The organism is Bacillus cereus group sp. BfR-BA-01523 (assembly GCF_022662615.1).
GTDB classification, from domain to species: Bacteria; Bacillota; Bacilli; order Bacillales; family Bacillaceae_G; genus Bacillus_A; species Bacillus_A mycoides.
This window is the reverse complement of the sequence record NZ_JAKUDX010000010.1, coordinates 61,564-74,942: the sequence shown is the minus strand read 5'-3', so window position 1 is coordinate 74,942 and position 13,379 is coordinate 61,564. Positions and strand designations below refer to the sequence as shown.

Genomic DNA, 13,379 nt, shown 5'->3' with positions numbered 1-13,379 from the left:
CACCTTTAGTACAAGATTGCCCCTTCAAAGATCACACTAACATACCTATATGATATTCAATTCATTTCCCCCTCATATCCAAATCGAATTAAACAAATAGGCTCGACCTTTTCTTCCCTATATATAAAAGAAAAAGCCAGCCCTTTCAACTAGCCTACGGACAATGGACAGATTTCACATGTTGAATATTCACGTACATTTTTGCGTCACGTGCTTTTAATATTTCAATATGCCCTTCATCAATTTTCGTCATCTTTCCGATTTTATTAGATTCCTCGCCTAAATCAAACACCATAATTTTCCCTGACATTTTAATAAGCTGTTCTTCAAAAGTTCTAGCTAGAGTAATATTTAATGGATTTACGGGGAGTTCATTTTTATTGAGGGAATAAGGCACTTGGTTCTCTTTATAAGGAATTAACCACTTCAAATGCTTTAAAGATATATATACAGTTTTGTAAACAGGGCTATAAAAAACAATATAATCGTTCATCACACTTGTAACATAACCGTGTATCGGAACATTTCCTGCCACATAAATTTCTGTAAAAATCCCTTTAGATGTGATTAATACTTTTCTCAAAGAAATTGAAGGTGATTCCCTCTTAATTACAGAGTCCACACCAGGCTTTAATATTTCTTCATCATGCTCTCTTAAAAATTTATAATACTGGATATGGTATAAAGATATATATACATAGTCTTGTCCATTGTAAAGAACTACAATATCATTTCCTACATCAATTAATACACCTTTAAATCTTTTTTCACCGATTAATTTAACGTATATATTTTCTCCAATATTTTTGTTTAACTCATTCATCTATATCCTCCTTTCTATAAAATACTACTTTTCCTGCCTTCCATTTCTAAAAAAATAATCAGGGCAATGTTCTGTCTTTTAATAGTAAGAGATCCTTTTCATATATCGTTCATAATTGTAGCGAACTATGAAATCGTTCTTTACTTCCAATCATAATGCCCCTCTTATTTATTAAACATTATTCATCTTCATTCTTTTTACATTTCACTACTTGACTCACACTCTTAATATGATAATTAATTATATAAATAACTTCATCACAGTTTACTAGTATAATACATTCTTCATGCACTTCACTTAATAAACCTTCTACACACTCTGGTCCACCGCGATTAATCTTTATCCACTTATACTTCAGGTCTTTTAATACATCAAAAAAAGTATCTTCATCAGAATAGAAACATGAACTATAGTAATCGTCACATTTTGTTTCTTTCACTTTCTTGACTAGACTCTTCACATGTTTCAGCTGATAATACACTACTTCTCCATGGGGTAATTGTAGTGTAAGGTAATCTTTTCCTAACGATAACAGTACACCTACTCGACTTTCTGGTCCGCGCAGATTTACTTTTACATTCTCACCGACTAAACCTTTAATTTGATCACAGCATAATACGCTCTCCAAATTCGTATCCTCCTTCCTTATTATCTTCCTCTACTTGATTGTCTTTGTGCACGAGTTCGACCTGAATTATTGCTTTCACTATTGCTTTCACTGTTACTTTCTTCGCTCTCTCCGCACACTACTGGGCTATAACTAACACTCTTAATATGAGTTATTGAGATTAATATAACTTCTTCTTTTACAATTAATGTCACATAATCACAAGAAACATCTTGTAAAATACCTTCAATTTTTTCTGGGCCACCCCGATTAATTTTCACCCAGCGATATTTGAAGCTTTGAAGTAGCTTTTCAAAGTCATCTTCATATTCCAACCATCCATAATCATCTGCTTCACAATCTTTCGTATTTTTTGTAACACTTTTTAGATGGCGAAGCTGATAGTAAGAAAGCTCTCCTTTTTCACTCTTTAATACAAAGTAATCCAAACATACTGCGACCATTATTCCTTTTTGAGATTCTGGACCACCTCTGTTTACTCTCACGTAAGATCCAATTAAGTCTTTCAAAAAATCACAATGAAATAAACTCACGAGAAAACCCCTTCCATTAATTTATAAGCTTTTGCACTGATAGTATATGTATCTGTACAGGTTATGTTCGCTATGTTTGTCCCCGCTATGAAAAAATATGCTTTTAACTAATAATACTAATCCCCATAAAATCTTCTTTCCCTTAAAGTAACTCTAGGATTTCGGATGACTTTTTCATCCCTTAATATAAAAAGCCCCCGTATTAAGATACATTTCTGCATATCTTAATACGGGGGCTTTTTATAAATTTAATCTTCGTCTTTAACATCCATATCTTCTGGAATTGGTTCATTTAATATTTCTTCCACTAACTGCTTATATTTCTCCATTTGTTCTAAATGTGTATTAAACTGTTCCTTATTTATTAAATATTGCTCTCCATCAAACAATGCACGAACTTTCTTTTGCTGAATTAAGTCTTCAACATACGATTTTGGTAATTTCAAATACTCCGCAGCCTCTTCTATCGTTATATACAATGTGTTCATTCCTTTATTATTTTTTCATATACATAATGTATCTTACTTTATTTTTGTAAACAAATAAAAAAGATTTTGTAAATACAAATTAAAAAGCAGGTAGATGCATTCCATATATTGTATAATAGTATAGTAAGTATTTTTTTAAATATAGAATGGTATTACCCATTTACACAAAGGAGAGTTAACATATGGCTACTCGTCACATCATTACAATGTTAGAAAAAACATTACGAGTTGAAACAGAAAACACAATTTCTCATCTATCTAAGTCTTTATCCGATCGTATTCTTTCACAAAGTGCAGCAGTACATGAAAATAATTGTTATCATACGATTGGTGAATGGTACAAAAATCATTTCTTATTCCAACAAGATGATTTCCTTTGGGCTAAATACGTTTTCTATGATGCATATTGTGAAGCTATAAAAAAACAAGGCAATCTTACAAAACGCGTTCGTCAAATATTAGAATCATTAGCTCGACAACATGGAAAACAATATATTGTTTCTATACAAAATATCCCATTTCCTAATGAACAGGAAAAAGGGACAGCATAATTTAATAATGGTCCGCACAAACCAACTATAGATTCATTGTTTCCTAGAAAGATTTACAAATAAAATGTTCAAGTCTTTGTGTTCCCTTTTTATAGAAATACATTCATATGACATGAACTAATGAAAACGGTGTCATGAAAATGATTGAAAATATAGTAAACAGGAAAAACCCCATTTGTATCTCTCGTCCATAGAAATAGAGATGTAAATGGGGGTATACTTGTTCCTTTATTATTTCATCATCTGCTTAATCAATTCTCGATTTCTCTTCTTAAATACTTCATTATGGGAAGAAACCATTCCGTACTCACTTGCATCAGGTTGAATAAATTGTTTCGCTTTATTCACAGCATTTCCAGCATCTTGGAATGCCCCTGCAATTAAATGTAATTTTCCGTCATGCTTTAAAATATCTCCAGCGGCATATAATCCGTCTACCGAGGACTCACTATTTGCATTCCCTGCAATATAATAATTATCAACAATAGCAACATCTAGCTCACTATTTTCTAATAATGTTATATCGCGTTCATATCCATGATTAATAATAACTTCATCGATAGATAAATGAGAAACTTCTCCAGTTTCATGATTTGTTAATTCTACATATTCAATCGCTTCATGGTTATCACCAGCAATTAATTTTGTAATCGATGTATTAAAGAAACATTCTGCTGAACTGTTCATAAGTTGTTTTACTTGTGCTTCATGACCAGATAATTCTTCTTTTCTATATGTTAAATAAACTTTTTTCGCGATTGGTTCTAATTCGTTCGCCCAATCAATTGCGGAGTTCCCTCCGCCTGAAATAATTACCGTTTTATCTTTGAAACGTTTTAACGATTTAACTGTATAATTTAAATTTGAGACTTCGAATCTCTCAGCACCTTCAATTGATAACTTTTGTGGATTCAATATACCACTCCCAGTTGCGACGATCACTGTTTTTGAAAAATGTTCTTCCCCAGAGCTTGTTTTCAACGTAAAAATGCCATCCTGATTACGAATAATTGATTCTATTTTTGTATTCAATACAACTTCAGGCTGAAATGTTAATCCTTGTTGTACAAGTTGCTCAATTAATTTCTCACCAGTAACCGGTAATAATCCGCCGATATCCCAAATCATTTTTTCTGGATAAACATGTATTTTACCACCTAACTGTGGTTGAAATTCTATTATTTTCGTTTTCATCTCTCTTAGTCCGCTATAAAAAGCTGAATAAAGCCCTGCAGGTCCTCCGCCTATCACAGTTACATCAAACAATTCTTCTTGATTCATTCGTGTCACTCCTCAGCTACTAATAATTGATTATCATTCTCAATAAAATATAACTTGTTTTTATAAATTTTACAATCAAAATCACTATTGACAATACACCTATATAAAATTATAGTATTTAAAGAATCAATAGTGATAATCATTATCAATTTGTTAATTATTAGCAACTGTGAGATTACATCTTCTTCTATTACTATGGTGAATACTATATGGTAAAATCTCAAGTTCAAGATTGTTAATAAGACCTTTGTATTACCACTAACTTTTCAAAAGATCAAAGCTAAACAATTTATTGTATATCACATATCATCTATCTAAAGGAGAAAGACGATGAAAAAATTATTTATTTCACTAACAGTTCTGTTCGTCCTTGTTATGAGTGCTTGTAGCAACGGTTCAACAGACAAGAAGAACGACGCAAAAGGTAAGAAATCAGAAACAATTACATACCAATCTGAAAATGGTAAAGTAGAAGTTCCAGCAAATCCACAACGTGTTGTTGTCCTATCATCATTCGCTGGTAACGTAATGTCATTAGGTGTAAATCTTGTTGGGGTAGATTCATGGTCTAAACAAAACCCACGTTTCGATAGCAAACTGAAAAATGTCGCTGAAGTATCAGATGAGAATGTTGAAAAGATTGCTGAATTAAATCCAGATTTAATCATTGGTTTATCAAATATTAAAAATGTTGATAAGTTAAAGAAAATCGCTCCTACTGTAACATACACTTACGGAAAAGTTGATTACTTAACACAACACTTAGAAATCGGTAAATTATTAAATAAAGAAAAAGAAGCAAAAACTTGGGTTGATGATTTCAAGAAACGCGCACAAACAGCTGGAAAAGACATTAAAGCGAAGATTGGTGAAGATGCAACCGTTTCTGTTGTTGAAAACTTCAACAAACAGCTTTACGTATACGGCGAAAACTGGGGCCGTGGAACAGAAATTCTTTACCAAGAAATGAAATTAAAAATGCCTGAAAAAGTAAAAGAAAAAGCTTTAAAAGAAGGATACTACGCATTATCTACTGAGGTATTACCTGAGTTTGCTGGTGATTACTTAATCGTAAGTAAAAACAAAGATACTGATAACTCATTCCAAGAGACAGAATCATATAAAAACATTCAAGCAGTAAAAAATAATCGTGTATATGAAGCAAATATGATGGAATTCTATTTCAATGATCCACTTACATTAGATTTCCAACTAGACTTCTTCAAGAAGAGCTTTCTTGGTCAATAATACAAACATGAGGAATTCTTAATTTAAGAATTCCTCTTCCTTTATTCTATGAAAAGAAAAGATGTGAAACGAATGAAAAAAGAGCAAGACAACCTACGTTCCAACGCTTTTACATACAAATTAATTTTGAGTATCATTGCATTCTTTCTTATTTTTATGTTTGCAATGGTGTTAGGCGCTGCAGATACTTCTATAAAAGACGTATGGTTAGCACTTACTTCCTCTGCTAAAGGAGATAAGCTATCCATCCTTCGTGAAATACGTTTACCACGTGAAGTTGCTGCTATTTTTGTAGGAGCTGGACTCGCTGTTTCTGGTGCAATTATGCAAGGATTAACGCGAAACCCACTTGCCGACCCTGGATTACTTGGCCTAACTGGTGGCGCAAATGCTGCACTTGCACTAACACTTGCCTTCATTCCTTCTATAAGCTACCTTTACTTAACACTAGCTTGCTTTATCGGTGCTGCAATTGGCGCTATTATGGTATTTGGAATTGGCATGGTGAAAAAGGGCGGACTTTCCCCTCTTCGAATTGTATTAGCTGGTGCTGCTGTTTCAGCATTTCTACTTGCAATCTCAGAAGGTGTTGGCATTTACTTTAAAATTTCACAAGATGTATCAATGTGGACTGCCGGGGGAGTAATTGGAACGAGTTGGAGCCAATTAAAAATTATTATTCCGGTTATTTCAATAAGTATATTTCTCGCTATCTTACTTGCGAGAAAATTGACAGTCCTTAGTTTCAGTGAAGAAGTTGCTGTTGGACTCGGCCAAAAAATTATCGTCATTAAAACAATTTTATTTATCATTATTATCTTGCTTGCAGGTGCTTCTGTAGCGCTTGTCGGAAACATGGCATTTATCGGCTTAATGATACCTCATATGGTTCGTCCAATCGTTGGACCAGATTACCGTTTTGTTATACCGATGTCAGCGATCGCTGGTGCTTCCTTTATGCTGCTCGCAGATACAATCGGACGTACAATTAACGCTCCGTATGAAACACCAGTTGCTGCAATCGTCGCAATTGTAGGATTACCATTCTTCCTATTTATTGTACGTAAAGGAGGAAGAACTTTCTCATGATGCAATCTATTCTAAAGAAACAACGCCTTATCATACTTGCATTACTCATACTTACCATCACAACAATTGTAATTGGAATGGGACTCGGTTCTGCCGCTCTCTCCTATGACAGATTAATCCCAACACTTATGGGACAAGGTTCATTTAAAGAAGACTTCGTTTTATATTCTTTAAGGCTACCTAGAATCGTCATTACATTATTAGCTGGTATGGCACTCGCTTTATCAGGTGCTGTATTACAAGGTATTACCCGAAACGATTTAGCTGAACCTGGTATTCTCGGCATTAACGCTGGTGCTGGTGTTGCAGTTGCTTTTTTCTTTCTATACTTCCCGATAGACGTAGGTTCATTCCTTTACCTACTACCAGTCGTTGGATTTATCGGTGCGTTTCTAACAGCTGTTCTAATTTACGTATTTTCATATAGCAAATCCACAGGCCTTCAGCCAATAAGATTAACATTAACCGGCATCGGTTTTTCCTTTGCACTATCTGGCGCGATGATTGTACTTATTTCATCTGCAGATCGTATGAAAGTAGACTTTATCGCTAAGTGGATTGCCGGAAACATTTGGGGAGATGACTGGACATTTGTTTTAGCAATGCTTCCTTGGCTAATCGTATTAATCCCATTTGTTTTCTATAAGGCAAATAGATTAAATATACTAGCATTAAACGAGCCAGTAGCAATCGGTGTTGGAATTGAAATTGAAAAAGAACGAAGATACTTATTAATCGCAGCCGTTGCACTTGCTGCCGCTGCTGTTTCCGTAACAGGAGGCATTAGCTTTATCGGACTTATGGCTCCTCACATCGCCAAATCTTTAGTAGGTCCAAGACATCAAATATTCATCCCTATCGCCGTTTTAATCGGCGGATGGTTATTACTACTAGCGGATACAATTGGACGAAATATCGTCGAACCTAGCGGTATTCCAGCTGGTATTGTCGTTGCTTTAATTGGTGCACCTTACTTTATGTATTTGTTGCTTAAGAAAGTGTAAGAAACACCCTCAAGATTTTTTCTTGAGGGTGTTTTCATTTCATTTTACTGCTGTCCATACCCTTCAAACTTCTTCGACAAATTCTCCATCTCGTCTTCTGGCAATAATTTTGGTTCCCCAACACTTTTCGTTTGGTAATAGATTTGAGCACAAAACTCAATTTCTTCTGCAATAGTAAACGCCATTTTTATATTATTCGCTCCGGCCATTAAACCATGGTTCGCAAGTAAAACAGCACGGCGATCAATCATGCCCTCGAAAGCTGCCTCTGCTAATTGCTTCGTACCAAATGTTTCATACGGTGCACAGCGAACATTCGGACCTGCAAAAGCAATTAAATATGATACAGCAGGAAGTTCCCATCCTAATGATGCGATTGTCTTCGCATAAGGAGAATGTGTATGTACAAGCGCATTTATATCTTCACGATTTCTATAATAGATAAGGTGCATATCTAATTCGCTTGATGGTTTTCTCTCTCCTTCTATCACTTCACCATCTAAATTCAATATAACTACATCTTCAGGCGTCGTTTCATAATAATCTAAACCACTTGGGCTAATTGCAACAAGACCTTGTTTACGATTAAAAATACTAATATTACCGCCGGTCCCCTTTGTTAAACCACTAGAAATCATTTTCTTTCCGTACGCTACAACTTCTTCTCTTTCTTTTTGCAGTAACATATACATCCCCCTAGTAAGAAACTTATGATGACTATTTTTCTAAAAACTATCTACTTATTGAAATAGCTTTTTTAAATTCTCCATAAACGGTGCTCTCACAATTCCCTTTTCCGTAATAATCGCTGTTACATTTTCATATGGCGTGACATCGAATGCCGGATTGTATACTTTACTTTCTTGAGGAGCAGAGTATTGTCCGAAACGATTGATCACTTCAGAAGCATCCCTTTCTTCAATTGGAATTTCTTTTCCTGTCAGTGTTTTCAAATCAATTGTCGGCGTTGGTGCTGCTACATAAAACGGAGTGTTATAATATTTAGCCAAAATCGAAACACCTAATGTTCCAATTTTATTTGCTACATCCCCGTTTGCTGCTACACGATCACATCCAACGATTACTGCATCGATTTTCCCTTGTGACATGACCATTGCCGCCATATTATCTGTAATGACCGTTACATCAATTCCCGCTCGCTGCAGTTCTAATGCCGTTAACGTTGAACCTTGTAATCTAGGGCGTGTTTCATCGGAATAGATTTTTAAGTCCCATCCTTTTTCTTTCGCTAAGTACATTGGAGCTGTCGCAGTGCCATACTTAGTCGTTGCTAACGCACCTGCATTACAATGCGTTAATACCCCCATGCCATCATGGAATAATGTTAATGCATGTTCTCCAATTTGACGGTTAATTTCTTCATCTTCTCTATGAATCTCTTTTGCTTCTTCTAATAATCTATCTTTCAACTGCGCAATTGATAAGTGAGCATTCTCTTTCGCGACACTTTCCATTCTTTCAAGCGCCCAAAATAAATTTACTGCCGTCGGTCTTGATGTCGCTAAGTATGCACATACCTTTTTTACTTCCGCTATGAATTCTTCCGCCGAACTTTCCGCAACTTCCTTTACTCCTAAATACACACCGTAGGCTGCTGAAACACCTATTGCCGGCGCTCCTCGTACTTTCATTACTTGAATCGCATCCCACACACCCTCAGCCGTTTTAAAAGATTCATAGACTACTTCGTTCGGTAATACCGTTTGATCCAATAACACTAAAGCATCATCTTTCCACTGAATTGGTATTAATTGCTCTGCCATCATCTTCTCCCCTTATTTCGCACTATGCATTGACTGTTTTTTTAACGTTTCTACAAAGCTACTACCTGTTTTATATTGATTCGCTTGTAAAATAAACTCCTTCGCTGTCTGAAGACAAATTCGCTCCGCTCTAGCGCGCGCCTCTTCATTCTCAATACAAGTCATATCCTTTACCTTCGCTAGACCAACAATACGACGAATTAACTCAAGACCCGTCACTGCAGCTGTATCCTCTAATACAGATTGTAAATAAACTCGGTTAAAGCCTTCTTCCTTCGCCATAATCTCTGTCACATGAATATCCCAAGCATCTAAAAACTTCTTCTTAAATAAATCAATTACATCTATCATGGTAGATTCTATCCAGTTCATATATGTATCTTTCTCAATACCAGATTGCATCACTGCATCTGCATTCACCCATGCAAACATTAAATTCGCCATTATATTCCCAACGTCATATCCCATAGGTCCATAAAAACAAAATTCAGGATCAATAACCTTTGTAGAATCACTTTTTACAAAAACAGAACCAGTATGTAAATCACCGTGAAGCAGCGCTTGTGCATTCGTCATAAAAGAAAACTTAAGTTTTGCTACTTCCATACGAAGCTCTTTATCACTATAAATATGCTCTCTAATCCATCCTTCGTTTAATCGAAACAATTCGTTGCGTTTATTATGATTTGTAAATGGCTCTGAATATACGAGGTCCTCTGTAATCTCACATAACTCAGGATTTATATAATTTTTCACGAGTTCCTTCTTTTCTTTATGATTCATTACAACATCTGATGTTAATAGAAGAGTGTTTACCATAAAAGTAGTTAAATCATCAGCAAGCCTCGGAAACATTTGATGATTTATGAGTGCTGTACGCAATATTGTGTGATCTGATAAATCTTCCATCACGCAACAATTCATCACACTATCAAACAAATATACATTTGGCACGAGTCCAGATGCTAAATCTCCTTCTAATCGCAAAACATCTGATTCTATACGGATTCGATTCGTCGACAACTTAAACTCATCTGAAATACGCGCTGTATCCCCAGCTTGCTTTACAATGACAGACATGTTCTTCTGTTCATCCCAAACGCGGAACACATAATTTAAATTACCATCACCTATTTCTTTACACTTTAGCCCCTTTGCATGCTCGAACTTAGGTAATTTCTCTTGCACATATGCAATCACATCTTTAGCTTCCATTAAAAAATACTTCGTGAACTTAGACATGGTTTCCCCCCCATACTAAATGTAAACGTTTTCTAAAAGCCGTAAAAAATAATAGACTGAAATTTTTTCAATCTATACTATATCTTCTCTATTGCAATACATATCTCGCTTTTATTATATCTTGTTAGAAATGAGCGTCAATGTTTCTATTTCTCATTGCAATATACTTCTTATTATATATATTTAAGATGACAATAATTGTTCACAAAGATTCCGATACATTTTGTTTTATTTATTGCACAATTCTTTGTAAAATAGAAGTAAGCAGTTCCTTTTCAAATCCACAACTTCTAAGAAATATTTCCTTCCTAAGAATTTATACTTACACCATGTCTCTAACATACACACTACTCTTTCAAACACTCATTGAAAATTTATGACTTGAAAATTACCTTTTAATTCCCTAGCAGCCTTAATTGAGAATAAATATTAATTAAATTGGTATAAAGTTGGTTTATTCTCTTGACAAAATAACCACTTCTATATGATAATTAATATCGAATTAGAATTATTATAGTTAATTAAAAAATATATTTTATGAGCAAACTAATTTCCGATGCTCAAAACCAACCTTTAGGAGGAATTTTAATATGTTATTAATCGGCACAGAAGTAAAACCGTTTAAAGCTAATGCTTACCATAATGGAGAATTTATCCAAGTTACTGACGAAAGTTTAAAAGGAAAATGGAGCGTAGTTTGTTTCTATCCAGCAGACTTCACATTCGTTTGTCCAACTGAACTTGAAGACTTACAAAACCAATACGCAACTCTAAAAGACTTAGGCGTTGAAGTATACTCTGTATCTACAGACACTCACTTCACTCACAAAGCATGGCATGATAGCTCAGAAACTATCGGCAAAATCGAATACATTATGATCGGTGACCCAACTCGCACAATCACTACAAACTTCAACGTTTTAATGGAAGAAGAAGGTCTTGCTGCTCGTGGTACATTCATCATCGATCCAGACGGCGTTATCCAATCTATGGAAATCAATGCTGACGGTATCGGCCGTGACGCAAGCATCCTTGTTAACAAAATTAAAGCTGCTCAATACGTACGTAACAACCCAGGTGAAGTTTGCCCAGCTAAATGGCAAGAGGGTTCTGCAACACTTAAACCAAGCCTTGACCTTGTAGGCAAAATCTAAGGAGTTCGATCAAAATGATACTAGATGCAGATATAAAAACACAACTATCCCAATACCTTCAGTTAATGGAGAACGATATTTTACTTAAAGTAAGCGCAGGAGACGATAACGTATCTAAAGATATGTTATCTCTAGTAGATGAATTAGCTACTATGTCATCTAAGATTACAGTAGAAAAAGTTGAACTAGAGAGAACACCAAGCTTTAGCGTAAATCGCCCTGGTGAAGAAACTGGTGTCGTATTCGCTGGTATTCCATTAGGACACGAATTTACTTCATTAGTGTTAGCTTTACTACAAGTTAGTGGACGTGCTCCAAAAGTTGAACAAAAATTAATCGATCAAATCAAAAACATTCAAGGCGAATATCATTTTGAATCTTATATCAGCCTAAGTTGTCATAACTGTCCTGATGTTGTACAAGCTCTTAACGTAATGAGCGTTCTAAACTCTGGTATTACACATACTATGATTGATGGCGCTGCATTTAAAGAGGAAGTAGAAAGTAAAGACATCATGGCAGTACCAACTGTTTACCTAAATGGCGAATCTTTCGGAAGCGGTCGTATGACACTTGAAGAAATTTTAGCTAAAATGGGTAACGGTCCAGATGCATCAGAGCTTTCTGATAAAGATCCATACGATGTTCTTGTTGTTGGTGGCGGCCCAGCTGGTGCAAGTGCAGCAATTTATGCAGCACGTAAAGGCATCCGCACTGGTATCGTTGCTGAGCGCTTCGGTGGTCAAGTAATGGATACTATGGGTATTGAGAACTTCATCAGCGTAAAACGCACTGAAGGTCCTAAGCTAGTAGCAAGTCTTGAAGAGCACGTAAAAGAATACAACATCGATGTAATGAATCTACAACGTGCGAAACGTTTAGAGAAAAAAGAACTTATTGAAGTGGAACTTGAAAACGGCGCTATTCTGAAAAGTAAGAGCGTAATCGTTTCAACAGGTGCTCGCTGGCGTAATGTTGGTGTACCGGGTGAAGCTGAGTTCAAAAACAAAGGTGTAGCATACTGCCCACACTGTGACGGTCCATTATTCATCGGAAAAGATGTAGCGGTTATCGGCGGTGGTAACTCTGGTATTGAAGCAGCTATTGACTTAGCAGGTATTGTTAAGCACGTAACTGTCCTTGAATTCATGCCAGAATTAAAAGCTGATGCTGTATTACAAGAACGTCTTAACAGCTTACCTAACGTAACTGTTCTGAAAAACGTTCAAACGAAAGAAATTACTGGTACTGACAAAGTAAACGGTATTTCTTACATCGATCGTGAAACTGAAGAAGTACACCATGTTGAATTACAAGGTGTATTCGTTCAAATCGGTCTTGTGCCAAACACAGACTGGTTAGGCGAAACAGTTGAACGCGTTCGCGGTGAAATCGTAACAGACAAGCACGGCGCTACAAACGTACCAGGAGTGTTTGGTGCAGGTGACTGTACAAATAATCCGTACAAACAAATCATCATCTCTATGGGTTCAGGTGCGAATGCAGCTTTAGGTGCATTTGATTACTTAATCCGTAACTAATTATATAAACGTG

The 13,379-nt window shown here is 35.6% G+C and carries 14 protein-coding genes; 6 read left to right on the top strand and 8 right to left on the bottom strand.

Annotation, left to right across the window (positions count from 1 at the left end; translation table 11 throughout):
- Positions 1–154: 154 nt before the first annotated feature.
- The 4 genes from MR066_RS21335 to MR066_RS21320 all read right to left on the bottom strand — a co-directional run bounded on the left by MR066_RS21335 (position 155) and on the right by MR066_RS21320 (position 2,472).
- Positions 155–823, bottom strand: a complete 669-nt coding sequence (locus MR066_RS21335) for an LSm family protein (protein WP_002016710.1) — start codon at positions 821–823, stop codon at positions 155–157.
- Between the two features lie 178 nt (positions 824–1,001).
- Positions 1,002–1,451: a spore coat protein gene (locus MR066_RS21330; protein WP_242248445.1), complete on the bottom strand. Its 450-nt coding sequence runs from the start codon at positions 1,449–1,451 to the stop codon at positions 1,002–1,004.
- A 20-nt stretch (positions 1,452–1,471) separates the two neighbouring features.
- On the bottom strand, positions 1,472–1,984 hold the full coding sequence (locus MR066_RS21325; protein ID WP_242248444.1) for a spore coat protein: 513 nt from the start codon (positions 1,982–1,984) through the stop codon (positions 1,472–1,474).
- Between the two features lie 248 nt (positions 1,985–2,232).
- Complete coding sequence (locus tag MR066_RS21320) at positions 2,233–2,472, bottom strand: helix-turn-helix domain-containing protein (RefSeq protein WP_002010190.1); 240 nt, start codon at positions 2,470–2,472, stop codon at positions 2,233–2,235.
- Between the two features lie 182 nt (positions 2,473–2,654).
- Between MR066_RS21320 and MR066_RS21315 the strand changes: the two genes are divergently transcribed.
- Positions 2,655–3,023, top strand: a complete 369-nt coding sequence (locus tag MR066_RS21315; RefSeq protein ID WP_002010187.1) for a hypothetical protein — start codon at positions 2,655–2,657, stop codon at positions 3,021–3,023.
- Positions 3,024–3,254: 231 nt separating this feature from the next.
- Here the strand turns inward: MR066_RS21315 and MR066_RS21310 are convergent, their stop codons facing one another.
- Positions 3,255–4,304: an NAD(P)/FAD-dependent oxidoreductase gene (locus tag MR066_RS21310; RefSeq protein ID WP_002091284.1), complete on the bottom strand. Its 1,050-nt coding sequence runs from the start codon at positions 4,302–4,304 to the stop codon at positions 3,255–3,257.
- A 330-nt stretch (positions 4,305–4,634) separates the two neighbouring features.
- Between MR066_RS21310 and MR066_RS21305 the strand changes: the two genes are divergently transcribed.
- The 3 genes from MR066_RS21305 to MR066_RS21295 are packed head-to-tail and all read left to right on the top strand — an operon-like array spanning position 4,635 to position 7,645.
- Complete coding sequence (locus MR066_RS21305) at positions 4,635–5,552, top strand: iron-hydroxamate ABC transporter substrate-binding protein (protein ID WP_242248443.1); 918 nt, start codon at positions 4,635–4,637, stop codon at positions 5,550–5,552.
- A 48-nt stretch (positions 5,553–5,600) separates the two neighbouring features.
- Entirely contained in the window at positions 5,601–6,641 is a 1,041-nt protein-coding gene (locus tag MR066_RS21300; protein WP_242248442.1) for a FecCD family ABC transporter permease, read from the top strand.
- The gene (locus MR066_RS21295) at positions 6,638–7,645 is read left to right on the top strand and encodes a FecCD family ABC transporter permease (protein WP_242248441.1); all 1,008 of its coding nucleotides are present in this window, start codon (positions 6,638–6,640) and stop codon (positions 7,643–7,645) included. The genes MR066_RS21300 and MR066_RS21295 overlap by 4 nt, the downstream gene beginning before the upstream one ends.
- Positions 7,646–7,689: 44 nt before the next feature.
- On the opposite strand, the gene MR066_RS21290 is transcribed toward MR066_RS21295, so the two are convergent.
- Genes MR066_RS21290 through mtnK form a run of 3 tightly spaced genes read right to left on the bottom strand, consistent with a single transcriptional unit; the run spans position 7,690 to position 10,671 of the window.
- Positions 7,690–8,331 (bottom strand): L-fuculose-phosphate aldolase, encoded by a 642-nt coding sequence (locus MR066_RS21290; protein ID WP_242248440.1) that lies wholly within the window; start codon positions 8,329–8,331, stop codon positions 7,690–7,692.
- A 54-nt stretch (positions 8,332–8,385) separates the two neighbouring features.
- A complete protein-coding gene (gene mtnA / locus MR066_RS21285; protein ID WP_242248439.1) occupies positions 8,386–9,429 on the bottom strand; it encodes an S-methyl-5-thioribose-1-phosphate isomerase in 1,044 nt (347 codons plus the stop codon).
- Between the two features lie 12 nt (positions 9,430–9,441).
- Entirely contained in the window at positions 9,442–10,671 is a 1,230-nt protein-coding gene (gene mtnK, locus MR066_RS21280; protein ID WP_242248438.1) for an S-methyl-5-thioribose kinase, read from the bottom strand.
- Between the two features lie 590 nt (positions 10,672–11,261).
- Here mtnK and ahpC point away from each other — a divergent pair.
- On the top strand, positions 11,262–11,825 hold the full coding sequence (ahpC, locus tag MR066_RS21275) for an alkyl hydroperoxide reductase subunit C (protein WP_000924420.1): 564 nt from the start codon (positions 11,262–11,264) through the stop codon (positions 11,823–11,825).
- Positions 11,826–11,839: 14 nt separating this feature from the next.
- Positions 11,840–13,366 (top strand): alkyl hydroperoxide reductase subunit F, encoded by a 1,527-nt coding sequence (gene ahpF / locus MR066_RS21270; RefSeq protein ID WP_012260245.1) that lies wholly within the window; start codon positions 11,840–11,842, stop codon positions 13,364–13,366.
- Positions 13,367–13,379: the final 13 nt, after the last annotated feature.

Excerpts from the sequence above, each read along its gene's own strand:
- MR066_RS21335 (WP_002016710.1), bottom strand. The coding sequence starts at position 823 with ATGAATGAGTTAAACAAAAATATTGGAGAAAATATATACGTTAAATTA.
- MR066_RS21310 (WP_002091284.1), bottom strand. The coding sequence starts at position 4,304 with ATGAATCAAGAAGAATTGTTTGATGTAACTGTGATAGGCGGAGGACCT.
- MR066_RS21290 (WP_242248440.1), bottom strand. The coding sequence starts at position 8,331 with ATGTTACTGCAAAAAGAAAGAGAAGAAGTTGTAGCGTACGGAAAGAAA.
- ahpF (WP_012260245.1), top strand. The coding sequence starts at position 11,840 with ATGATACTAGATGCAGATATAAAAACACAACTATCCCAATACCTTCAG.
- ahpC (WP_000924420.1), top strand. The coding sequence starts at position 11,262 with ATGTTATTAATCGGCACAGAAGTAAAACCGTTTAAAGCTAATGCTTAC.
- MR066_RS21305 (WP_242248443.1), top strand. The coding sequence starts at position 4,635 with ATGAAAAAATTATTTATTTCACTAACAGTTCTGTTCGTCCTTGTTATG.
- MR066_RS21315 (WP_002010187.1), top strand. The coding sequence starts at position 2,655 with ATGGCTACTCGTCACATCATTACAATGTTAGAAAAAACATTACGAGTT.
- mtnA (WP_242248439.1), bottom strand. The coding sequence starts at position 9,429 with ATGGCAGAGCAATTAATACCAATTCAGTGGAAAGATGATGCTTTAGTG.
- MR066_RS21295 (WP_242248441.1), top strand. The coding sequence starts at position 6,638 with ATGATGCAATCTATTCTAAAGAAACAACGCCTTATCATACTTGCATTA.
- mtnK (WP_242248438.1), bottom strand. The coding sequence starts at position 10,671 with ATGTCTAAGTTCACGAAGTATTTTTTAATGGAAGCTAAAGATGTGATT.
- MR066_RS21320 (WP_002010190.1), bottom strand. The coding sequence starts at position 2,472 with ATGAACACATTGTATATAACGATAGAAGAGGCTGCGGAGTATTTGAAA.
- MR066_RS21300 (WP_242248442.1), top strand. The coding sequence starts at position 5,601 with ATGAAAAGAAAAGATGTGAAACGAATGAAAAAAGAGCAAGACAACCTA.